Source organism: Lentzea atacamensis, from assembly GCF_003269295.1.
GTDB lineage: Bacteria > Actinomycetota > Actinomycetes > Mycobacteriales > Pseudonocardiaceae > Lentzea > Lentzea atacamensis.
In genome coordinates this window covers 724,260-745,830 of the sequence record NZ_QLTT01000001.1, presented here as the reverse complement: position 1 = coordinate 745,830, position 21,571 = coordinate 724,260, and the positions used below count along the sequence as shown (strand labels likewise).

Here is a 21,571-nt window from a genome sequence, read left to right as displayed (position 1 = left end):
GAGCCGCCCGTGAAGCCGTCAGTGGGCATCCGCGACGTCGCGCAGCACGCCGGCGTGTCGAACGCGACCGTCTCGAACGTGCTGAACCGGCCGGACGTCGTCGCCCCGGCCACGCGGCAACGGGTCCTGGCCGCCATCGCCGAGCTGGGCTTCGTGCGCAACGAGTCCGCGCGCCAGCTCCGCGCCGGTCGCAGCCGGGTGATCGCCTACGTCGTGCTCGACGCGGCGAACCCGTTCTTCACCGACGTGGCGCGCGGCGTGGAGGACGCGGCACGGGAGGCGGGGCTCGCGCTGTTCCTGTGCAACAGCGCCTCCGACGACAGCCGCGAACGCGAGTACTTGGAGCTGCTGCACGAGCAGCGCGTCGAGGGCATCCTGATCACCCCGGTCGACGGTGCCAGCGCGCAGTTCGCCGAACGCGGCACGCCGCTGGTGCTGGTCGACCGCGAGTCCACGGACGGGACGCGCTGCTCGGTCGCCGTCGACGACGTGCTGGGCGGCGAGCTCGCGGTGACCCACCTGATCGAGGCCGGCCACACGCGCATCGCCATGATCGGCGGCCCGCTGTCGATCCAGCAGGTGCGCGACCGTCACGAGGGAGCGTTGCGCGCGCTGGCCGGCGCGGGCCTGCCGCCGGACGCGCTGACGTTGCTGGAGACGAAGGACCTGCAGGTGGCGGAGGGTCGCGGCGCGGGGGAGCGGCTGGTGGGCCTGCCGTCGTCCCGCCGTCCCACGGCGGCGTTCTGCGCGAACGACCTGCTCGCGCTCGGCCTGCTCCAGTCGATGACGCAGCAGGGTCTGCGCGTGCCGGACGACCTCGCCGTGGTGGGGTACGACGACATCGACTTCGCCGCGGCCGCCGCCGTTCCGCTGACGTCGGTGCGCCAGCCGCGCGAGCAGCTGGGCCGCACCGCCGCCCAGCTGCTGCTCACCGAGAACGAACCGGACCACGAGCACCGGCACGTGAAGTTCCAGCCGGAGCTCGTGGTCAGGGCGTCGAGTGCCGTGAAACGGTGAACTACCGGACGAGCAGCATTTCCCGGTCGTCCTCGACAACGGTCGACTTGTCCGGCGGGAGATACACGTTCAGCGACGCCGACGTGAATGCGACGCCCCGCTGGAACGCCTTCGTGCGGGACACCACGGTCACGTCGACCTTGTGGTACTGACCGGTGCACGGAACGCTCGGCGTGTATTTCTCACCGATGGCGAGCTCACCGCGGACGTTCTGCGTGACCTGCACCCACAACGACCCGGTGGCGCCGCTCTGGCACATCACCCGCGTCGGCACGGTCACAGCCGCGCCACGCGCCTCCAGCCGGCCCTGCGACTGAATGGCGACAGCGGCCTCGACCTGTGCCGCGGCCGGCAACGCCGTGGCCACAATTGCGGCGGCGGTCAGCACGAACGTCGAAATAGCGCGCACGTTTTTCACCTCGTTGTTGTTGGCGGTTGCGTCTTGTAAGGCGCAAGCCGACATTAGTCACGGCGTGATCAAACGGGCGAGGGGCCAAATGTGCGGGTCCATTTGTTAAAAGGTGAACACGCGCGGGTATCCGGGTTTGGTGACGACGTGTGCAGATCGACTCGTGGTGCGGCCCAGGCCGTGGAAGCTCGCGCTGTACCTGCTCGGCGCCGTGGTGTTCGTCGTGGCCGGCGTGTGGTTGATGTCGTCCGGCGATGCCGGGGCGTTCGTCGCCGGAGCGCTGTCGGTCGCGTTCTTCGGTGGCTTGCTCGTTCTCGTGATCGTCAACGCGAGGACGCGCCGGCTGACCCTCACCCCGGAAGGCATCGACATCGGCGGGACGATCCCGTGGGCCGACGTGGAATCCGTCGGGGTGGTGAAGCATCCGACCACGATGGTCGCGCTGCGGCTGCACAGCTACGACCGGTACCTGGCATCGCAGACCGCGGACGGCACGCGGGAGGCCAAACGCACGATCCGGTTCCTCAAGCCGTTCGCGCATTTCTTCCGCATGATTCCGAGCATGCGCCGGTACGCCGCCGTGCAGGGGCAGGCGGACGAGCTGCGGTGGAACCGGGAGACGTACGGGTTCGACGTCGGCATCAGCCCGGCGTGGCTGGACCGTTCGCCGGGCTCGTTCGTGGAACTGGTCGAGCGCTGTCGGCGCCAGTGCGGATAGCGGCTCACCAGTCGTCGGGCGACCCCAGCATCGCGGTGCGGACGGTGTCACCGTGCCGGTCGGCCCACTCGCCGAGCGCGAAGATCGGCACCAGCAGGTCCCGTCCCGCCTCGGTCAGCTCGTACTCGACCCGCGGCGGGGCCTCGGCGTAACGGCGGCGCTCCACGAGCGCCATGTTCTCCATGCGGCGCAACGTCTGCGTGAGCATCTTCTGGCTGATGTGACCGATGGTCGCGCGCAGTTCACCGGGGCGCATCGGGCCGTCGCGCAACGTGTAGACGATCACCGTCAGCCAGGAGTTGCCGAAGAGGTCGACCGCGATCCTGGCCGGGCAGTCGGCCTCGAAGTCGCCGTACGGCCCGAGGTCGGTTTGTTCGATCGTCACGGCGTTCAGCCTGCCAGCGCCGTTGCGCACCCGCAGGTGCCTTTCGGGATTCCTACCGTCTGCGGCATGCGAATCGGAATCATCGGTGCGGGACAGATGGCACGGGCACTGGGCAACGGCTGGGCCGCGGCAGGCCACGACATCCGGTACGGCCGGCGCGGGGATGTCCGCGCCGCCGCGGAGTTCGGCGACGTCACGTTGCTCGCCGTGCCTGTGCCGGCACTGACGGAAGTGTTGGGAGAAGGGAGCTTCGACGGCCAGACGCTGATCGACTGCACCAACGCCTTCGAGCCGGACGACGGCACGATGGTGCTGGGCGAGGACGCGGTCGCCGAACGGGTGGCGGCACTGGCGCCGGGAGCGCGGGTGGTGAAGGCGTTCAACCTGTGTGCGGCCGAGGTGTGGGCGGCGGACGAGCGGGTCTTCGACGGGCACCGGCTGGCAGTGCCGTTGTGCGGTGATGACGCGGATGCGCTGGCGCGGGTCGAGGAACTGGTCCGTGACCTGAAGGCCGAGCCCGTCCGCGCGGGTGGGCTGAACAGGGCCCGGTACCTGGAGGCGATGTCGGCGTTCGTGGTGGGAATGTGGTTCGCGGGCGCCGACGCCCGTGCCGCGCTGCCGCCGCTGGAGGCCGCGTTCGCGATCGCCGACTGAGGCCGTGCACCGGATGGAGCAGTCCCCGCCCCAGGGTTAGATCACCCGTACGGGGGGAACCTTCTGGTATGTCGGACACGCGTCTCCTCGCGGACCGCTACCGGTTGGGCGAGGTGCTGGGCACGGGCGGTATGGCGGAGGTGCGCCGCGCCAGGGATGTCGTGCTGGCGCGGGACGTCGCGGTCAAGCTGTTCCGGCGGGGCCGGGACGCGACCGACGTGCGGCGGTTCGACAACGAGATCCGCACGCTCGCCATGTTGTCGCATCCGGGACTCGTGAGCGTGTACGACGCGGGCACGTCCGGTGAAACGCCGTTCATGGTGCTGGAACTGGTCGACGGCCGCACCTTGCGGGATCGCGTCGCGCAGGGGCCGGTGGACGTCGGCGAGGTGCGCCGGCTCGGGGCGGCATTGGCCGACGCCCTGGCTCACGTGCACGATCACGGGTACATCCACCGCGACGTCAAGCCGTCCAACATCCTGCTCGGTGATGACGACGTGCCGCGCCTGGCCGACTTCGGTCTCGCGCGCCTGGCGGACGGCGCCAGGATGACGCGGGCGGACCAGGTCGTCGGCACGGCGGCCTATCTGGCGCCGGAACAGGTGCGCGGCGGGAAGATCACCTCGGCGGTGGACGTGTACGCGCTGGGGCTGGTGCTGCTGGAGTGCCTGACCGGGCACCGGGAGTACGAGGGCGCCGAGATCGAGGCCGCTGTCGCCCGCCTGCACCGGCCGCCGGTCGTCCCGGACGATCTGCCTTTCGACCTCGCGCGGCTGCTGGCTTTGATGACGTCCTTGTCCGCGGGGCGCCGTCCTACCGCGCGCGAGTGCGCCGACACACTGCGCGGTTCGGGCCCACCGACTCTCGTCGCGCCGATTCCCCGGCGTTCACGCGGACTGCTCGCCGCCGCGTCCGTCGTGGTGCTGGCCGCCGCTGTCGGCACCGGGCTCGTCGTGCAGCACCGCAGCGCGCCGGCGGAGTCGGCACCGCCGGTCACCACCCCGCCCGCGGCGACGCAGCCGGCTCCCGCGCCGGTCGTGGAGCAGCCGGCCGTGGAGCAGCCGGCCGTCGTGCCACCACCACCGGTTCAGGGCGACAAGGGGAACGTCAGCAGCGGGAAGGGCAAGTCCGGCAAGGGCACCGGGAACGGCAAGGGCAAGGGACGGCCCTGAGGCGTCACCGGTTGGACGACGGGAACTGGCCTCCGCTGCTGCCCAGGGCGAGCAGCTCGGTGTACTGGTCCTGCCAGGACCGCTCGGTGGCCAGCAGATCCGCGAGCCGCTGCACCCAGACGGCGTCGACGGGTGGTGTGGCGCCCGCGGCGAGGTGCCGTTCGGTCTCCGCGCGCGCCTTGCGCCACTCCGACAGCGTGGGGCCTATCGCGGGGCCGCCCTGTTCTTCCGACATGCACAGACAGTACTGCGCGGCGCACCGGCCGCGCTTCTGCTGTACAGTCGGGCCGGTCGGGGTTCGGAGTTGTCGGCAGCCCGCCGTCGCGGCTCCCCGATCCAGTCCGGCCCGGTGGACATCCGGCCGGGGACAGGAGCACCGGCTTGCCGCCGGATCATCAGCTCTACCTCGTTCCTCCCCAGTTCTTCCCCGCCGACGGATTTCGGCGTTCATCTGTGCGGCTGATGCCCGGATGATGTCAACGAGATCGTCTGGCCACGCACGCGGTGCCGCGGTCGCCTTCGCTGAGGCGAGGGTCGCCGCCGAGCAGGCAGAAGCCGTTCAGCAGCGCGCGGCAGCCCGCAGAGTGGCAGAACACTCCCACGACGCGGGCGACTGCCGGGAACTCCTCCTGATGCTCGGGCTCACGAACCCGCGCACGAACTCTCTCACTCCGGATGCGCTCAGTGTGTTCCGGTCCACCGAAGGAGCACGCGAATGACTCAGGGCACCATCAAGTGGTTCAGCGGCAGCAAGGGCTTCGGCTTCATCGCACCCGAAGGCGGCGGCGCCGACCTCTTCGTGCACCAGTCCGAGGTCGCCGGCTACAACTTCCACGGCATCCCGGACAACCAGGCCGTCGAGTTCGAGATCACCCAGGGGCCCAAGGGCCCGCAGGCGGTCTCCGTCCGCGTGCTGTGACGTTCAGCGCACGGGAAGCGTGATCGCGGACGGCTGATCGGGTCCGAAGTGGACCATCTGGTCGGCCGCGAGCAGCTTCGTGGCGGTCGCGCGTGGTTCACCGGTACCGGGATTGCGGGCGTAGCGCGGGAAAGCGCCGCTGGAGACCTGCACGCGGATCCGGTGCCCACGCTGGAAGCGGTGCGCCGTCGGCCACAACCGGACGACGGCGCTCTGCTTTTCGGTGGCGTCGGACAGACTCACCAGGCCGTCGCACACGTTCCACGACCGGCCCCCGGGGTCGACGTCGCAGAGCCGCACGAACACGTCGGCGTGGGAAAGGCTCGAGGAGAACCAGATCTCGGCGCTCACGTCGCCGATCACCTCGACGTCGGACTCCAGCACGGGCGTCGTGTAGGTGAGGACGTCCGGCCTGGCCTCCAGCGCGGTGTTGTCGACGCGCCCGCAGTCCTGCACCAAACGCACACCGCCCACCGCCGGCGTGGGATCCGCCGGGTCGTAGCGGTAGGAGTCCACAGCGGACTCGGCCGGTGCCTCCGTGGTCAGCGAACCGCCGGAGCCGAGGTGGAACCGCGTCGGTGAGTACCCGGCGGGTGGCCACGAGTCGAACGAGCGCCAGGCTTCCTCACCCATCACGTACAGCCGCACCGGTGCGCGGTCCGGCGGCTGCTCGCCGCGCGCGTGGGCGAGACCGAACTCCACGGCCTCGTCGATCGGCGTGGAGGTGAACTCCGCGTGCGTCCACGGCCCGACGGTGAGCCGGGCGGCACGGCCGTTGTCCTGCAGCACCTGGAAGTCGCGCAGCTGGCCGGGCAGGAAGATGTCGTACCAGCCACCGATCGAGCTGACCGGCACGGTGACGTTCGCGACCCGGTGGCTGTGGTCGACCCCCTCCCACCGCGGCGAATCCGCGTCGTGGGTGAGAACGTCCTGGATGTAGGCGGAGCGCGAACCCAGCGCGGCGATGTCGGCCTCGGCCAGCGGCAGCGTCCGCAGCGCTCGCGCGGTCTTCTTGTCCTGGAACGGCTTGCGCAGCATCGCCAGCGGGAGTTCCTGGGTGCCGACCAGCACGCCCCACCCGAACGGCGTCTCCAGCGACATGCCGTCGGAGCGCAGGAACTCGAGCGTGAGCGCCGACTCGGTCACGACCGGGATCATCGCCTTGACCTGTGGCGGCAGCTGGTCGGCGACCGTCCACTGCACGTGCCCGAGGTAGCTCACCCCGTACAGCACGATCGCATCGCTCCACGGCTGCGACACCAGCCAGTCGAGGGTCGCGAGCCCGTCTGCCCGTTCCTGGGTCATGGGATCGAACGTGCCGCCGGAACCGAAGCCGCCTCGCACGCTCTGGATCACCACCTGGTACCCGCGTTCGGCGAGCGGCCGCGCCAGGAGCTGGCCGAACATGCGCCGGCCGTACGGGGAGCGGATCAACGCGGTCGGCCGCCCGTCGCCGCCGGAGCGCGGCGTCCACCGGTCCGCCAGCAGCTCGACGCCGTCGGGCATCGGTACCCGCAAGTCCTTCTGCACCACGACGTCGCGGGTCGGCGGCGGCGAGAGCTTCATCATGCGCTGGACGAGATGGCTGATCATCGAACCTCCATCAGTGCGGAGATCACGGCGATCAACCGGTCGGTGAACGCCTCCGGATCGTGCGCGCCCTCGATCACCCAGGCGGTGACGAACGACCCCGCGCCGCCGGTGATGAAGGCGGCGAGGTCGTCGACGGCCCGCGCGCTGAGCCGGTCGCCGTACAGGCGCTCGATGCCCTGCCGGTTGACCGGCAGGAGGAGGCTGATCAGCCCTCGGTCGAGCGCGTAGGCGCAGGAGCCGGTCAGCAGCGCGCGGTAGAACACCTTGTGGTCGGCGAAGTGCTGGGCCATGACGACGGTTTCCGCCCGCCCGTCCACGACCTCCCGGAAGTCGGTGAGGCGGGGGAGCAGCTCACGCCGGGCGAGGTCGAGCCCTGTCTCCAGCAGCACCGTGTCGAGGTCACCGAAGTGCTGGTAGACAACGCGGCGGCTGACGTCCGCGGCCTCGGCGATCTCGGACACCGTGACCGCCGTCGTGCCGCGCTCGGTGAGGAGGTCGAACGCCGCCTTCAGCACGGCGGCGCGGGTGCGGCGCACCCGCGGGTCGCGTGCGGGCTCGTCCTCGTGCAGATCCATGCCGGAGATCGTGCACACCTGTTACTAAGTAGTCAAGTGTTACTTATCTCAGGAGGTGGCGTCCGGTCGGTCCGGCGAGCTGGGCCACGAGACCGGGCGCCGCGGCGAGCCGCACCTCGGCGTCCGCTCCGACGGCGCGCAGACGTGGCGTGATCAGGGCGGGATCGGGGTGCTCGACGTGCAGCGACTCCAGGACGAGGCCGGCGGGCGCGGAGATCGCCGGAGAGGGTGTGCCGCCCCAGCTGATCAGGAACGGCACCACGCCACCGGCGAGAGCGTTGCTCGTGAGCCGCCACCGCACGACGTCGCCCGAGGCCGTCCGTCGCTGCCCGTCGATCACCTCACCGGGGTCGAAGCCCGCGGCGACGGCCTCGTCCCGCGCCCGGTCGATGTCGTCGCACGCCACGGCCCAGCCGACCAGGCCCGGCTCCGTCACGCCGTCCACGCCGAACGGCCGGTGCGCAGCCGGCTCCGGCTGCCGCGGATCCGGGGCGATGATCTCCAGGTACGTGTGGGGGCCGAGCGCGAGCAACCTGTTGTGCGTCCCCAGGCCGACGTGCCGGCCACCACCCGCGGCCCGCACGCCGAACCGTTCCTCTACCGCGTCCACCGCGGCGTCCAGGTCCGGCGCGGCGTAGATGAGATGGTCGATCCGCACGCTCACGCACCCCGTCCGAGGTACTTCTTGATGCAGTGCACGACACCCAGACGGCTGGCGAACGCGTTGAAGTCGGCGAGCCGGACCACCTTGAAGCCCAGGCCCGTCCACAGCCGGTCCATCTCGTCATCGATCACGGCCAGGTCGGCCTGCCCGCCGTGCCCGAACGTGGGCAGGTAGACGGTCCTGCCCACGCTGGAACTGTTCTCCACCAAGCAGTTGTTCCAGGTGATGTGGTGCCACGACCGCACCTGGATCGTGGACCCCGGCTGTGCGCCCGCCGCCGTGAACTCGGCCACGACCTCGCGCAGCTCGGCGCCGTCCGCGGTGCCCGCGAAGTCCCGCAGCGCCGCGAACGTGAGCTGCTGGGTGATCTGCGGCCGGTGGACGAGCGGGTTGCGCTGAACGGCGAAGCCGCGCCGGTCGAACTCGGCCGCGATCTCGTCGTAGGCGTTCTGCAGGGCGTACGGCGACTTCGTGCCGAGCACCTCGTCGGCGAGCCGCGGGCTGCCCACGAGCACGCGGAACCGGCCGTCGTCCGCCGGACCGGCCAGCGTCACGAACATGTCGATGTGGAAGATCGGCTGGAGGTCGCCGGTGCCGCCACCGGGCAGGTCGAGGAAGAACTCCCCGGCGTCCGCGGTCGCGTAGTACTTCTTGAGGCCCAGCGGGCGTTTCGTGCCCACGAGCTGGAGTTCACGCGCGCTGTCGACGTGGCGGCTGAACAGCTCGCGCACGAACTCGACCTCCGTGCGGCCCTCCGGCACGCTGACGGGCAGCTCGCCGCTGCGGATCAGCTCCAGCGTGTCGAGGAAGTAGTCGGTGCCCAGCAGCCAGAAGTCATCGCCGATGAGGCAGTTCCCGCCCTGGAACACCAGCGGGGCCTGGCTCGCCCGCACCGAGGTGTGCTCCTCGACGTTGTCCGCGATCAGCGAGTCGCCAGAGCGTGGGAACGACCACGGCTCCAGCAGATAGGTCCTGCCCTCGTCGGCGTCCTCGGCGTCCTCGGCGTCCTCGGCGTCGGCGGTGTCGACGAGGGCGAGGTAGCCGTCCTCCGCCCAGTCGGTGAAGTCGACGTAGTCGGGCATCGGCACGTACGACACGTTCCCGGCGGGATGCCCGCTGAACCACTCCTCGACGGTCTGCCTGTCGCTCTCGTGGTGGACCACGACGAACCGGGTCCCCACGCGCATCGCGTCGATCACCGAGCGATAGCCCGCCGCCAGTTCGGCGGCGTGGACCCCGTAGGAGGGGAACGAGAGCAGCAGCCTGTCGATCGACCCCGACCACGACGACACCAGGCTCGGGCGCTGGACGCCCGGCCTGGCGCGGAACACGTTCAGCGTGGCGGCACGCGTGGAGTCGAAGGCGGGGAACAGGTCCCGGTCGGTGCGCTTGTGGTGCGGCGCGTCGGGAACGAGGAAGCGGTAGGCGGCGTCTCCGTACGTGCCGGCACCCAAGGTGCACCTCCGAGATCGGCGGTTCGCGTGCGGGCAGGATCCCACAGCCGCCGACGCGGATCAGTGCGATCCGGGGTGCTCGTCCCGGTGCCCTCGCAGCGAACCGGGGTGCGCCTTGGCGGTCGGGTCGTTGCGGGTCTTGATCAGGCTCGCGACCGTCACGATCACCAGGATCGCGATGATCACGCCGAGGCTGAGCGGCGTCGGCACCTCGGGGATGCTCGGGGAGATGTCGACGTGGCCCCAGTGCAGGATCAGCTTCACGCCGATGAACGCGAGGATGATCGCGAGCCCGGCCGACAGGTACACCAGCCGGTCGAGCAGACCCTTGACGAGGAAGAACAACGCGCGCAGGCCGAGCAGCGCGAACGCGTTGGCGGTGAACACGATGTAGGGCTGCTCGGTCACGCCGAACACCGCGGGGATCGAGTCGAGCGCGAACAGCAGGTCGACGCCGCCGATCGCGACCAGCACGACGAACAGGGGAGTGGCCGTGCGCTTGCCGTCGATGCGCGTGAAGATCTTGCCGCCGACGTAGTCGTCGGTGACGGGCAGGAGCTTGCGCGCGGTCTTCACCACGACGTTGTTCTCGACGTCGGGGTCCTCGTTGCGGTGCCGGAACAGCTGCACGGCCGTGTAGATCAGCAGCAGGCCGAACAGCAGGAACATGAACGAGAACAACGCGAGCAGCGTCGCGCCGACCGCGATGAAGATCGCGCGCATGATCAGCGCCAGCACGATGCCGAACGTCAGCACCTTGTGCTGGTGCTCCTCCGGCACCAGGAACGTCGTCATGATGATCACGAAGACGAAGAGGTTGTCGACCGACAGGCTCTTCTCGACGATGTAGCCGGCGAAGTACTCCGCACCGAACCCGCCGCCGTGCGCGCTCGCGAACCACACGCCGAACCCGATGGCGACGAGGATGTAGAACACCGACCACAGACTGGCTTCGCGGAAGCCGATCCGGTGGGGCCGCCACGCCGCGAGCACGAGGTCGACCGCCAGCAGCAGCACGATCAACCCGATCGTGACCGCCCACGTCAGTCCGCTGATCTCCAGCACAGAGCACCCCTCCGAGAAACATGTCCGTCTTAAAAGGACATTACCGGATCTGGCACGGGTGGTTGTTCAGCGAGAAGCCGATCGGGTCCGGGTTTTCGGCCCGGTGGTTCCCGGTGTACCCGACCACCTGTGTACCACCCACCGGGATGTTGGCGGAGTAGGAGACGTTCGTGGCGGTCACGTTCGAGCCGGACTGCTGGCCGGTGGCGTTCCAGATGTCCGTCATGATCTGGCCGCGGGTGAACGTCCAGCGCAGCGTCCAGCCGGAGATCGGCGTGTTCCCCGTGTTGGTGATCGTCACGTCGGCGTTGTACCCGCCGTTCCAGCGGTAGGTGACGCGGTAGTTCACGGCACAGCCGAACACGGGTGCGGGAGTTGTGGTGGTCGTCGGTGCCGGTTTCGGTGCCGGGGCGGCAGTGGGTGGTGGCGGCGGCGGTGTGGTGCTGGTGGGTCCCTTGGCCTGGCCGCGGCAGGGCGCACCCCAGAGCCCGAGCCCGGCTTTGGTCGCGGCGGCCTCCGCGTCGCGGAACGCGGGGTCGTGCGGTGAGTCGCCGCGCAGCACCCCCTGGCTGACGGCGAGCAGCGCGTACTCGGTGCCGTCGTCGAGCCACAGCGGCGCCTCGTCGACGATGGCCGGATCGCCGGGATCGACCTTGACCGGCTTGTCGAGCAGGAACGCCTTGGCGAACGCGGTGGCGGCGCCCGCCCAGCACTCCTCCGGCGCGGCGAGCCCGGCCACGCGGATCCGCGTGCCGTCCGACAGCAGGACGGTGCGGCCGTCCTCCACCCCGTGGACGGTCAGGGTGTTCGCGATGGTCGGCGGCGCGATGAGGCGGTGGGTGGTCGGAGGCGCGGACGTGACCGGAGCGGGCGAACCGGTGCACCCCGTGGCGAGGAATATCGCCGCCACCGCCGAGATGGCGGATCTGGAACTCATTTTTCCCCCGGTACTGCGGTAGTACGAGTGGGACTGGGCAATGGCCCGAAAAGTTAGACCAGTTGGCAGGTACGGTCAATACGAGACTGATGGGTTCCGTTCGACGATCTGGCCGTCGAATCTCGTCGAACAGCCTGGTGACGGTGTTGCATGCGTGTTCGACGACTTGACAGATCGTGATGAGCACGTCACCTGGCACGTGCAAAAACGGGCTGCAGGGCCATTTCGAGGCGTTCGACTCGAATCTTTGTCGAATCCAGGGTCGAATTGTCGAACGCATTCATTTCATTGACGCCTGGCGCGCACGTTCGTAATATCCGGTTCACGCTCGTGGACGGCGTTCATGGATATGAACAAACCATTCGAAGGGTATTGCGCCATGCGATTGTTCGTACGTGCGCTTGTGCTGGCGTGTGCCTGCGCGGGGCTGGCCGGCGCACCCGCGCACGCCGGCCACGACCCGGCCAGACAGGTGCTGCCCGCGGGGGACGGCTGGGCGTCGAGCGGGCCGGGTACGACCGGTGGCGCGGCCGCGCCCGCCGATCACGTGCACACCGTGCGCACCCGCGCCGAGCTCGTCGCCGCACTGGCCGCGCCCGCCCCGCGGATCATCCGCGTCAAGGGCGTGATCGACGCGAACACCGGCCCCGACGGGAAACCGCTGGCGTGCACGGACTACGCGACCGGCGGCTACACGCTGCCCGCGTACCTCGCCGCCTACGACCCGGCCGTGTGGGGGCGTGACCGCAAGCCACAAGGACCTCTCGAAGACGCACGGGCGGCTTCCGCGCGCAACCAGCTGGCGGTGATCGGGTTCGAGGTCGGTTCCGACACGACGATCATCGGAGCCACTCCCGGTGCCGGGATCACCGGCGGCAGCCTGCGCATCCACGGCGCGCGCAACGTGATCGTGCGCAACCTGACCTTCCGCGACACCCGCGACTGCTTCCCCGCCTGGGACCCGACCGACAACAGCCCCGGCGCCCCTCCCGGCAACTGGAACTCGCTCTGGGACTCGGTGTCGTTGCAGAAGTCCGAGAACGTGTGGGTCGACCACAACACGTTCACCGACGAGCCGAACGTCGACAGCACCCAGCCCCTCTACTTCAACCGGCCCTACCAGGTGCACGACGGCCAGCTCGACATCACCGCGGCCTCCGACCTGGTCACCGTGTCGCGCAACGTCTTCGCAGACCACGGCAAGACCATGCTGATCGGCGGGTCCAACACCTCGACGACCGACCCCGGCAAGCTGCGGGTCTCGGTGCACCACAACGTCTTCCGCAACACCCAGGAACGCGCGCCGCGAGTCCGGTTCGGCCAGGTGCACGTCTACAACAACCTCTACGAAGGCGCGCAGGTCTACAGCTGGGGCGTCGGCGTGCAGTCGCAGATCTACGCCCAGAACAACTTCATCCGCGGCATCGCACCGGAGAAGGTCGTCTACAACTGGGGCGGCACGGCGATCACCGACACCGGCAACCTGGTCGACGGCCGGCTCACCAGCCTGGTAGGCGCGCACAACGCCGCGTTCCCCGACAAGGCGCTCGGCACGGACGCAGGGTGGACCCCCACGCTGAACCGCGGCCTCGAACCCGCGCACCGGATCAGGCACCTGAAGGCGGGCGCCCAACCCGCGGGCCACCACCTCGTGGTGGGCCACGGCTTCCCGACCGTGCAGTCCGCGATCGACGCCGCCCCGGCCGGCGCCGTGATCACCCTGCCGAAGGGTGTGTACCGCGAGGTCGTCAAGATCCCGGCGAGCAAGCGCGGCCTGACCCTGCGCGGCGCCACCGGACGCGCCCAGGATGTAGTGATCGACTACGACAACGCCAACGGCACGAAGAAGCCCGACGGCACCACCTACGGCACGTCCGGCAGCGCCACCGCGACCATCGCCGCGGACGACTTCAAGGCGCGCGACCTCACGTTCCGCAACTCGTTCGACCGCAAGAAACACCCGGAGATCACGAACACGCAGGCCGTCGCGGTGAAGGCCACCGGCGACCGGATGTTCTTCGACCGGGTCCACTTCGAGGGCCACCAGGACACCCTGTACGCCGACAGCCCGAACGTGACCACGCGTTCCCGCCAGTACTACCGGGACTGCGCGATCACCGGTGACGTCGACTTCATCTTCGGCCGCGCCACCGCCGTCTTCGACCGGGCCACGATCACCGCCCTCACCCGCGGCAGCGACCCGAACGGCTACGTCACCGCCGCCAGCACCCAGCGCGCCAACCCGTACGGCTTCCTGATCGTGAACTCGAAGATCCGCAGCGACGCACCCGCGGGCACGTACTTCCTCGGCAGGCCGTGGCACCCCGGCGGTGACCCGGAGGCGATCGCGCAGGTCGTGATCCGCGACACCGTGCTGCCCGCCGCGATCAAGCCAGCGCCGTGGACGGACATGTCCGGGTTCCCGTGGCGTGAGGCGAGGTTCGCGGAGTACCGCAACACCGGACCGGGTGCCGGCCAGGGCGCCGACCGGCCGCAGCTGACCGACGACCAGGCGAAGCGGTACACCAAGAGCGCCTACCTGGGCGGGTGGAACCCCGCGTGAGGACTCGCACCTGGGCGCCGTACGCGCTCATCGCTCCGACACTGCTGCTCATGGCGGTGTTCCTGGTGTACCCGATCGCGTCGGTCGGCTGGTTCAGCCTCCGCCAGCACACGGTCACCCAGCCCTGGAAGAACGGCTTCATCGGGTTCGAGAACTTCCGCCGGATGCTGTTCGACGACCCGTTGTTCTGGCAGAGCCTCGTGTTCAGCGCCAAATGGGTCTTCGTCGAGGTCGGCCTGCAGCTGGTGCTGGGCCTGATCCTCGCGCTGATCGTCAACGAGACGTTCATCGGCCGCGCGGTGGCACGGTCGCTGGTGTTCTCGCCGTGGGCGGTCTCCGGTGTGCTGACCACCGGCATCTGGATCCTGCTCTACAACCCGTCCACCGGCGTCTTCCAGCAGCTCGCGCAGTGGGGCATCGGCGATCCCGGCACGTCGGTGCTCGGTGACCCGGCGACGGTCTTCCCCGCCACCGTCGTCACCGAACTGTGGCGGGGCGTGCCGTTCTTCGCGATCCTGCTGCTCGCCGACCTGCAGACCATCCCCAACGACCTGTACGAGGCCGCGTCGGTCGACGGCGCAGGACGCTGGCGCCGGTTCATCAGCGTCACCCTGCCGCACCTGCGCGACGCGATCGTGCTGTCGACGCTGCTGCGCGCGGTGTGGGAGTTCAACAACGTCGACCTGATCTACACGCTCACCGGCGGTGGTCCGGCGAACCAGACCACGACGCTGCCGTTGTACGTGGCGCGCAAAGCCGTGGACTCGCACGACTTCGGCTACGGCTCCGCGCTGACGATGGCCGGCTTCGTGATCCTGCTGTTCTTCTCGATCCTCTACCTGAGGCTGTCCAAGTTCGGGAGCCGGGCATGACGCAAACCCTCACCCGCCCGGAAACGATCGTGCCGCCGCCACCGGCACCACCGCGGCGCAAGAAGCACCGCGACCCCAGCCGGTTCTTCCGCCTGCACCTGCCGTTGGTGCTCTACCTGCTGTTCACGCTGATCCCGTTCTACTGGATGCTCGTCTTCGCGCTGAGGCCCGCGGGGGAGACCGCGCTGGTGCCGTGGCCGATCACGTTCGAGCACTTCGACACCGTGTGGAACGGCATCGGCTTCGGGTTGTTCTTCCAGAACAGCCTGATCATCGCGCTCGGCACGCTGGTCACGGTCACCGTGTTCGCGCTGATGGGCGGCTACGCGCTGGCGCGGTTCAAGTTCCGCGGCCAGCGGGTGTTCCTGCTGGCGTTGCTGTGCACGCAGTTCATCCCCGGCGCGATGATGCTGATCCCGCTGTTCGTGATCTTCAAGAGCGCCGGGCTGCTGAACAGCCTCACCGGGCTGATCATCGCGGACACGGCGTTCCAGCTGCCGCTGGCGCTGATCCTGATGAGCGGGTTCGTGCGCAACGTGCCCGTCGAGCTCGAAGAGGCCGCGATGGTCGACGGCTGCTCGCGGCTGCGGGCGTTCTTCGCGGTGACGCTGCCCCAGCTCCGCCCGGCGCTGGTGGCCGTCGGGTCGTTCGCGTTCATCGGCGCCTGGAACAACTTCCTGTTCGCGCTGATGTTCGCGAGCAAGCAGGACAAGTTCACGCTCCCGGTCGGCCTGAGCTACGCGCTGGGGGAGTTCAACACCGACTTCGGGGCGCTCGCGGCGGGCGGAGTGGTCGCCGCGGTGCCGGTCGTGCTGGTTTTCGCCGTCGTGCAGCGGTTCCTGGTGCAGGGACTGAGTGCGGGCGCGGTCAAGGGATAGGGAGACAAGCATGAGGACACTGCTGGTCGCACTGGCGCTCGTGCTGAGCGCCTGCTCCGCCGGGCAGGACGGACCCACGACGATCACGTTCTGGGACAACAACGGTGGCCCCGGCCGCACGCCCATCTACCAGGAGCTGATCAAACGGTTCGAGGCGGCGAACCCGGACATCAAGGTCGAGTACGTCGGCATCCCGAGCTCATCGGTGCAGCAGAAGTACGACACGGCCATCGCGGGCGGGTCGACACCGGACGTCGGTGGCGTCACGACCTCGTACCTCGCCCACCTGGTGGGCCAGGACGCGCTCGAACCGGCCGACGACCGGGTGGAAGGCGGCCCGCTCAAGGGAAAGCTGCTGTCCGGCCTGCTGGAGACCGTGCGGCAGACCGCGCCTGACGGCAAGCTCTACGCGGTGCCGGCGTCGGGCAACCTCGACGTCATCTGGTACCGGTCGGACCGGTTCGCGGAGGCCAGGATCTCCGAACCGTCCACGTGGGACGACCTGGTCAAGGCGGCGACGCAGCTGACGAAGCCGGCGGAGAACCAGTACGGCTTCACGATCCGCGGCGGCGCGGGGTCGGTCTTCCAGCTGCTGTCCGAGGCCTACTCGTACTCGGGCATCGAGAAGTTCTACGACGGTGGCAAGAGCACGGTGTCCGACCCGCGCAACGCCGAGCTCGTGCGCAAGGTCGCCGAGCTGTACAAGAAGGCCACACCGGAAGCGGACGTCAACAACAGCTACACGCAGATGGTCGCGCAGTTCACCGGCGGCACGGTGGCGATGATGCACCACAACCTCGGCTCGACCGCGGACGTGATGAAGGCGCTCGGCCCGGAACGCGTCAGCGCCATGCCGTTGCCGAAGGGCCCGTCGGGCAAGCGGACCGTCGTGCCGAACCCGACCGACGGCTTCGCGGTGTTCAAGGGCAGCAAGAACCGTGACGCGGCGTGGAAGTTCGTCGAGTTCCTGACCTCGGCGGAGAGCAACGGGTACTGGAACGAGAAGGTCGGCCAGATCCCGGCCAACACCGACGTGCGCGGTGCCGAGTGGATCCAGAAGAACCCGGCCGTGAAGATGGCGCTGGGCGTGCTGGAGGACCCGGCGACCGTGATCGTGCCCGCGCCGGTCTACCTGCCCGAGTACTCGTCGATCACCAAGACCGACACCGAGCCGCTCTACCAGAAGGTGCTGCTCGGCCAGATGTCCGCGCAGGAGTTCCTCGACCAGCTCGCGGCCAAGCTCACGACCGCCCAGCAGGAGTGGGAGAAGCGGAAGTGATCGAACGCGTTGCGGTGCGCACGTTCACCACGACGGCGTGCACGGCCGTGGACCCCGAGGGACACCGGCACCCCGCGCCCGAGCACGAGGTGACCGAGGCACTGCTGGAGATCACCGATTCCGACGGCGTCACCGGGTACTGCCAGATCCAGCCCGACCACCTCCGTCCCGCCGTGCTGGACAAGCACGTGTGGCCGGTGCTGCGCGGGCAGGACCCGTGGGACCGCGAACGCCTGTGGCGGCTGATGGCACGGCGGCAACGGGGATCGGGCGGCGGGTTCACCGACCGCGCGCTCGGGTTCGTCGACACGGCACTGTGGGATCTGGTCGCGCGCAAGGCCGGGCTGCCCGCGTGGAAGCTCGCCGGTGGTGCTCGCGACCGGATTCCCGCGTACGGCAGCACGATGTGCGGCGACACGGACGGGCTGGCGACACCGGGCGACTACGCGGACTTCGCCAAGCACCTGGTGTCGATCGGGTACCGGGCGATCAAGCTGCACACCTGGATGCCTCCGGTGCCGGGCGCGCCGAGCGTCTCGCGCGACATCGAGGCGTGCCGGGCCGTCCGCGAGGCGGTCGGGCCGGACGTCGAGCTGATGCTCGACGCGAGCCACTGGTACTCGAGGCTCGACGCGCTGCGGCTCGGCAGGGCGCTGGAGGAGCTGGGCTACTACTGGTTCGAGGAACCGATGGAGGAGGCGTCCATCAGCTCCTACCGGTGGCTCGCCGACCAGCTGGCGATCCCGGTGATCGGCCCGGAGGTGGCGTGGGGCAAGCACCTGACGCGCGCCGAGTGGGTCACCGCCGGGGCGTGCGACATCCTGCGTGCGGGCCCGGCCGGAGCCGGCGGCATCACGCCGGTGCTGAAAACCGTGCATCTCGCGGAGTCGTTCAACCTGGAATGCGAGATCCACGGCAACGGGACGGCGAGCCTCGTCGTGCTCGGGGCGACGGACGCCGGCCGGTGGTACGAACGCGGTCTGCTGCACCCGCACGTCGACTTCGACCGGGTACCTCCGCACCGGAACTCGATTGCCGATCCGCTCGACGAGAACGGGGAGGTGCCGCTGCCGGTGCTGCCCGGAATCGGTGACGACTGGAATTTCGAGCACATCGGTTCGCACACCGTCGAAACGTGGTGACGAAAATGGCCCCGGGTGAACCCCGGGGCCATTTCGCTATCGATACGTCACGTCTGACGTTTTGTAGAGGCAGTTCGTGTTGTCCGGGCCGCTGCCGATCTTCGTCGGCTCACCGCTCGTGACGCCCTTGTACTTCTCGCAGATCGCGATCTTCTTGCTGCTGTCGCCCACGATCGTGATCTTGGAGAACCGCGCCGTGTCGCCGTAGTTGGTGTTGATGCCCACCAGTGACTTGCCCGGCGAGAACGCGGTGATGTTCTCCAGCACGACGTGGCGTTTGTGCTGGGTCTTGCAGTTGCCGCAGGACCGGTAGAGCTTGCCGAAGTCGTCCACCTGGAAGTTGCGGATGATCATCGTGCCCGGTCCGTTGTGCTGGAACACCTTGTCGGACGCCTTGCGCGCGCCACCACCGTTGATGGTCATGGTCTGCGATGACGACGAACCCTTGAACGTGGCCGCGTCCTCGCCGACGTCCTCCCACCACACGTTGGTCAGCGTGCACGTGCCGAGGCAGTGCACTCCGTCCGCGGCGGGCGCCCCCAGCACCACGTTCTTCAGCGTCGCGCCGTCGGCGAGCTGGAAGATCGGGTCCTGGCCCTCGTTCTGGCCGCCGGAACCGAGGTTGCCGGTGCCGTAGAACCGCTTCATGCCACCGTCGTACGGGGTGCCTGCCGGCACCTTGATGGTCGCGCCGGTCGGTTTCTGACCGGTCGGGGTGGGGAAAGTGCTGCCCGCGGCCTGTGCCTGGGGTACGAGAAACGCGGTCAGCGCCGCGGCCAACACCATTGTTGCCAGTTTCTTCATGTGCGCTCCGCTTGCAGGGGATGCGCGGCGGTATTTCGATGGTAGGGCGACCGGGATTTCTGTCAACTATTGTCGACTGTTCGATTCGAATATTGTCGAATGGTTGACCGGTTTGTTCGGGATTCGCTACCTTCGGTTCACCGCCGCTCACTCGTTGGGAGAGCGTGGAATGTTTCTTAAACGTGCGGCATTGATTTCCGCGGTCGCGCTGGCCGCCGGTGCTGTTTGTGTTCCGCAGTCGGTCGCCGCGCCGTTCGGGCTCGTCGGCTGGGCCACTCAGGGCGGCGGCACGAGCGGTGGGGGCAACGCCACGCCCATCACCGTCACCACGGCGTCCGCGTTCGCCGCCGCGGTGGGTTCGTCGAGCCCCGCGGTGGTGCGGGTGTCCGGCACGATCTCGCTGTCGAGCATGACGAAGGTCGCGTCCAACAAGACCGTCGAAGGTGTCGGCTCGACCGCGACGATCACCGGGCAGGGCCTGAACATCTCCAATGCCTCGAACGTGATCGTGCGCAACCTGAACTTCCGCAACTGGGGTGACGACGCGATCAACGTCCAGTACTCCACCCGCGTGTGGGTTGATCACAACAGTTTCTCGAGCGGCTACGACGGGGCGGTCGACGTCAAGCGTGCGTCCGACTACGTCACGGTGTCGTGGAACAAGTTCTCCAGCCACGACAAGACGATGCTGCTGGGTCACAGCGACGGCAACGGTTCCGAGGACCGGGGCAAGCTGCGGGTGACCTACCACCACAACTGGTTCGCCGGCACCAAGCAGCGCCACCCGCGTGTGCGGTTCGGCAACCCGGTGCACGTCTACAACAACTACTACGGCGGCGTCGTCGACTACGGCGTCGCGTCCACGGTGGAAGCCGGTGTCCTGGTCGAGGGCAACTACTTCGAGAACACCGAGGACCCGTTCCACCGCGGCGAGGGCAGCTCGCCCGGCGGCGCGCTGGTCGCGCGCAACAACCACTTCGTCAACTCGGGTTCGGGTGACCAGGGCGGCTCGGTGAAGAGCATTCCCTACTCCTACCCGCTCGACAGCGCGAGCAGTGTGAAGAGCGTGGTCACGGCCGGTGCCGGAGCCGGTCGCGGCTGACGGGACCAGGGGGCGTTCGCGCGGCGGCGGGCGCCCCCTGTTTCGCGCTGGTGACGTCGCGACGCCGTCTCAGCTGGCCCCTTGATGTGAACGTGCCCACTCGCCGTGTCGGGCCGATGTACAGCGCGGAGTGGACGGTGCGGACGTCCTGAGCTGCTACAAGCTTTTGTTCTGGAAGTTTCCAGACAGCACAATTCGTCTGGACCACGAGTCTCGAACAATGTTAACGCGAACATCACCCTTGAGTTCACCTGAGCGCGCTCCCTATCGTGTCGGGACTACAGCGGGTGTAGTGGGTTCGCGAGAGGGGTCGGTGTGGTCACCATCGCGGACGTCGCTCGGCACGCGGGTGTCGCGCCGAGCACGGTTTCCTACGTGCTCACGGGAAAGCGGTCGATCTCTGCGGACACCAAGTCGAGGGTGCGCGAGAGCATCCGGGCGCTCGGCTACCAGCCGCACACGGGCGAGCGGGCGCTGAGCGCCAGCCGTGCCAACGTGATCGGGCTGGTGCTGCCGTTGCGCGCTGGCCTGCACCTGCCGGTGATGATGCGGTTCGTCACGGCCGCCGTGACGGCCGCGCGCAGGCACGAGATGGACGTGCTGCTGATGACCGCCGAGGACGGCGCGCCGGGCCTGCGCAGGGCCGCGGACAGCGCCCAGGCCGACGGTTTCCTGGTGCTGGACGTGGAGATGGAGGACGACCGCGTCCCCGTGCTGCGGGAGCTCGCGAAGCCGTCCGTCCTCATCGGACACCCGGCGGCCACGAAGGGCCTCACCTGCGTGGACCTCGACTTCGAGGCCGCGGGCGCCAAGTGCGTCGACCACCTCGCCGACCTCGGTCACCGCTCGATCGGTTTCCTCGGCGCGCCCAGCGCGGTCTACCGCCGCAACACGGGTTTCGCGCACCGGGCGATGGCCGGCTTCAGCGCGGCGGCCATGCGCCGCGGCATCGCCACCACGGCCATGCCCGCGGAAGAGGACTACGAGTCGGTGCTCAGGTCCGTCCAGGCACTGATCCGCGCACACCCGGCGATGACGGCGCTGGTCGTGCACAACGACGCGGCGCTCGCCTGGGTGAGCTCCTGCCTGCGCGCGTCCGGGCGGAAGGTGCCCGGTGACGTCGCCGTGGTCGCGATCTGCCCCGACGAGCTCGCCGAACAGGTGTCGCCACCGCTCACGTCGGTGCGGCTGCCGGTGGAGGAGCTCGGCCGGCACGCGGTGGAGCTCCTGGTCGGCAAGCTGGAGGGCAGGGCGGTGCCACCGCTGCTGTTGCTGCCACCCCGGTTGTCCCGCAGGGTGAGCACCCCGGAACTGGCCTCCGCCCGCTTCGGGGCGGCCTCCTCGGGCTGACGGCGCTTCGATCTGGCCG

22 protein-coding genes are annotated in these 21,571 nt (G+C 69.1%); 12 read left to right on the top strand and 10 right to left on the bottom strand.

Annotated elements, in window-relative coordinates:
• Positions 1–9: 9 nt before the first annotated feature.
• Positions 10–1,017 carry a LacI family DNA-binding transcriptional regulator gene (locus C8D87_RS03765; RefSeq protein ID WP_233441884.1) on the top strand — a complete coding sequence of 336 codons (1,008 nt, stop codon included), beginning with the start codon at positions 10–12 and terminating at the stop codon, positions 1,015–1,017.
• A gap of 1 nt (position 1,018) precedes the next feature.
• Here the strand turns inward: C8D87_RS03765 and C8D87_RS03760 are convergent, their stop codons facing one another.
• Positions 1,019–1,426, bottom strand: coding sequence for a hypothetical protein (locus C8D87_RS03760; RefSeq protein ID WP_146771612.1), 408 nt, complete (start codon positions 1,424–1,426; stop codon positions 1,019–1,021).
• A gap of 139 nt (positions 1,427–1,565) precedes the next feature.
• Here C8D87_RS03760 and C8D87_RS03755 point away from each other — a divergent pair, with 139 nt between their 5' ends.
• Positions 1,566–2,144 (top strand): STM3941 family protein, encoded by a 579-nt coding sequence (locus tag C8D87_RS03755; protein ID WP_146771611.1) that lies wholly within the window; start codon positions 1,566–1,568, stop codon positions 2,142–2,144.
• A 4-nt stretch (positions 2,145–2,148) separates the two neighbouring features.
• Here C8D87_RS03755 and C8D87_RS03750 read toward each other — a convergent pair whose 3' ends face one another.
• Positions 2,149–2,529 (bottom strand): winged helix-turn-helix transcriptional regulator, encoded by a 381-nt coding sequence (locus C8D87_RS03750; RefSeq protein WP_112226248.1) that lies wholly within the window; start codon positions 2,527–2,529, stop codon positions 2,149–2,151.
• A 66-nt stretch (positions 2,530–2,595) separates the two neighbouring features.
• On the opposite strand from C8D87_RS03750, the gene C8D87_RS03745 reads away from it, so the two are divergent.
• Complete coding sequence (locus C8D87_RS03745; protein WP_112225530.1) at positions 2,596–3,183, top strand: NADPH-dependent F420 reductase; 588 nt, start codon at positions 2,596–2,598, stop codon at positions 3,181–3,183.
• Between the two features lie 68 nt (positions 3,184–3,251).
• Positions 3,252–4,355, top strand: a complete 1,104-nt coding sequence (locus tag C8D87_RS03740; RefSeq protein WP_112225529.1) for a serine/threonine-protein kinase — start codon at positions 3,252–3,254, stop codon at positions 4,353–4,355.
• 4 nt (positions 4,356–4,359) lie between these two features.
• On the opposite strand, the gene C8D87_RS03735 is transcribed toward C8D87_RS03740, so the two are convergent.
• A complete protein-coding gene (locus C8D87_RS03735) occupies positions 4,360–4,590 on the bottom strand; it encodes a hypothetical protein (protein ID WP_112225528.1) in 231 nt (76 codons plus the stop codon).
• Positions 4,591–5,070: 480 nt separating this feature from the next.
• Between C8D87_RS03735 and C8D87_RS03725 the strand changes: the two genes are divergently transcribed.
• Positions 5,071–5,274, top strand: coding sequence for a cold-shock protein (locus C8D87_RS03725; protein ID WP_109639574.1), 204 nt, complete (start codon positions 5,071–5,073; stop codon positions 5,272–5,274).
• Between the two features lie 3 nt (positions 5,275–5,277).
• Here C8D87_RS03725 and C8D87_RS03720 read toward each other — a convergent pair whose 3' ends face one another.
• Genes C8D87_RS03720 through C8D87_RS03695 form a run of 6 tightly spaced genes read right to left on the bottom strand, consistent with a single transcriptional unit; the run spans position 5,278 to position 11,562 of the window.
• The gene (locus C8D87_RS03720; protein WP_112225526.1) at positions 5,278–6,867 is read right to left on the bottom strand and encodes a CocE/NonD family hydrolase; all 1,590 of its coding nucleotides are present in this window, start codon (positions 6,865–6,867) and stop codon (positions 5,278–5,280) included.
• Positions 6,864–7,442, bottom strand: coding sequence for a TetR/AcrR family transcriptional regulator (locus C8D87_RS03715; RefSeq protein ID WP_112226247.1), 579 nt, complete (start codon positions 7,440–7,442; stop codon positions 6,864–6,866). The genes C8D87_RS03720 and C8D87_RS03715 overlap by 4 nt, the downstream gene beginning before the upstream one ends.
• 43 nt (positions 7,443–7,485) lie before the next feature.
• Entirely contained in the window at positions 7,486–8,100 is a 615-nt protein-coding gene (locus C8D87_RS03710) for a VOC family protein (protein ID WP_170166295.1), read from the bottom strand.
• A gap of 2 nt (positions 8,101–8,102) precedes the next feature.
• Entirely contained in the window at positions 8,103–9,560 is a 1,458-nt protein-coding gene (locus tag C8D87_RS03705) for a hypothetical protein (protein WP_112225524.1), read from the bottom strand.
• 60 nt (positions 9,561–9,620) lie between these two features.
• Complete coding sequence (locus C8D87_RS03700) at positions 9,621–10,625, bottom strand: TerC/Alx family metal homeostasis membrane protein (RefSeq protein WP_112225523.1); 1,005 nt, start codon at positions 10,623–10,625, stop codon at positions 9,621–9,623.
• A gap of 40 nt (positions 10,626–10,665) precedes the next feature.
• Positions 10,666–11,562 (bottom strand): cellulose binding domain-containing protein, encoded by an 897-nt coding sequence (locus C8D87_RS03695; RefSeq protein ID WP_112225522.1) that lies wholly within the window; start codon positions 11,560–11,562, stop codon positions 10,666–10,668.
• Positions 11,563–11,941: 379 nt separating this feature from the next.
• Between C8D87_RS03695 and C8D87_RS47390 the strand changes: the two genes are divergently transcribed.
• Genes C8D87_RS47390 through C8D87_RS03670 form a run of 5 tightly spaced genes read left to right on the top strand, consistent with a single transcriptional unit; the run spans position 11,942 to position 18,296 of the window.
• The gene (locus C8D87_RS47390) at positions 11,942–14,125 is read left to right on the top strand and encodes a pectinesterase family protein (RefSeq protein ID WP_233441883.1); all 2,184 of its coding nucleotides are present in this window, start codon (positions 11,942–11,944) and stop codon (positions 14,123–14,125) included.
• Positions 14,122–14,997 carry a carbohydrate ABC transporter permease gene (locus C8D87_RS03685; RefSeq protein ID WP_211337558.1) on the top strand — a complete coding sequence of 292 codons (876 nt, stop codon included), beginning with the start codon at positions 14,122–14,124 and terminating at the stop codon, positions 14,995–14,997. Before C8D87_RS47390 ends, C8D87_RS03685 begins: the two co-directional genes overlap by 4 nt.
• Positions 14,994–15,875 (top strand): carbohydrate ABC transporter permease, encoded by an 882-nt coding sequence (locus C8D87_RS03680; protein WP_109639567.1) that lies wholly within the window; start codon positions 14,994–14,996, stop codon positions 15,873–15,875. The genes C8D87_RS03685 and C8D87_RS03680 overlap by 4 nt, the downstream gene beginning before the upstream one ends.
• Before the next feature lie 10 nt (positions 15,876–15,885).
• A complete protein-coding gene (locus C8D87_RS03675) occupies positions 15,886–17,154 on the top strand; it encodes an ABC transporter substrate-binding protein (RefSeq protein ID WP_112225521.1) in 1,269 nt (422 codons plus the stop codon).
• Positions 17,151–18,296 (top strand): enolase C-terminal domain-like protein, encoded by a 1,146-nt coding sequence (locus C8D87_RS03670; protein ID WP_112225520.1) that lies wholly within the window; start codon positions 17,151–17,153, stop codon positions 18,294–18,296. Before C8D87_RS03675 ends, C8D87_RS03670 begins: the two co-directional genes overlap by 4 nt.
• Positions 18,297–18,332: 36 nt before the next feature.
• Here the strand turns inward: C8D87_RS03670 and C8D87_RS03665 are convergent, their stop codons facing one another.
• A complete protein-coding gene (locus tag C8D87_RS03665) occupies positions 18,333–19,100 on the bottom strand; it encodes a pectate lyase (protein ID WP_112225519.1) in 768 nt (255 codons plus the stop codon).
• Positions 19,101–19,290: 190 nt separating this feature from the next.
• On the opposite strand from C8D87_RS03665, the gene C8D87_RS03660 reads away from it, so the two are divergent.
• Both C8D87_RS03660 and C8D87_RS03655 read left to right on the top strand, forming a co-directional pair.
• Positions 19,291–20,202 (top strand): pectate lyase family protein, encoded by a 912-nt coding sequence (locus tag C8D87_RS03660; protein ID WP_233440026.1) that lies wholly within the window; start codon positions 19,291–19,293, stop codon positions 20,200–20,202.
• Between the two features lie 315 nt (positions 20,203–20,517).
• Positions 20,518–21,552 (top strand): LacI family DNA-binding transcriptional regulator, encoded by a 1,035-nt coding sequence (locus C8D87_RS03655; protein WP_112225518.1) that lies wholly within the window; start codon positions 20,518–20,520, stop codon positions 21,550–21,552.
• The last annotated feature ends 19 nt before the right edge of the window (positions 21,553–21,571 follow it).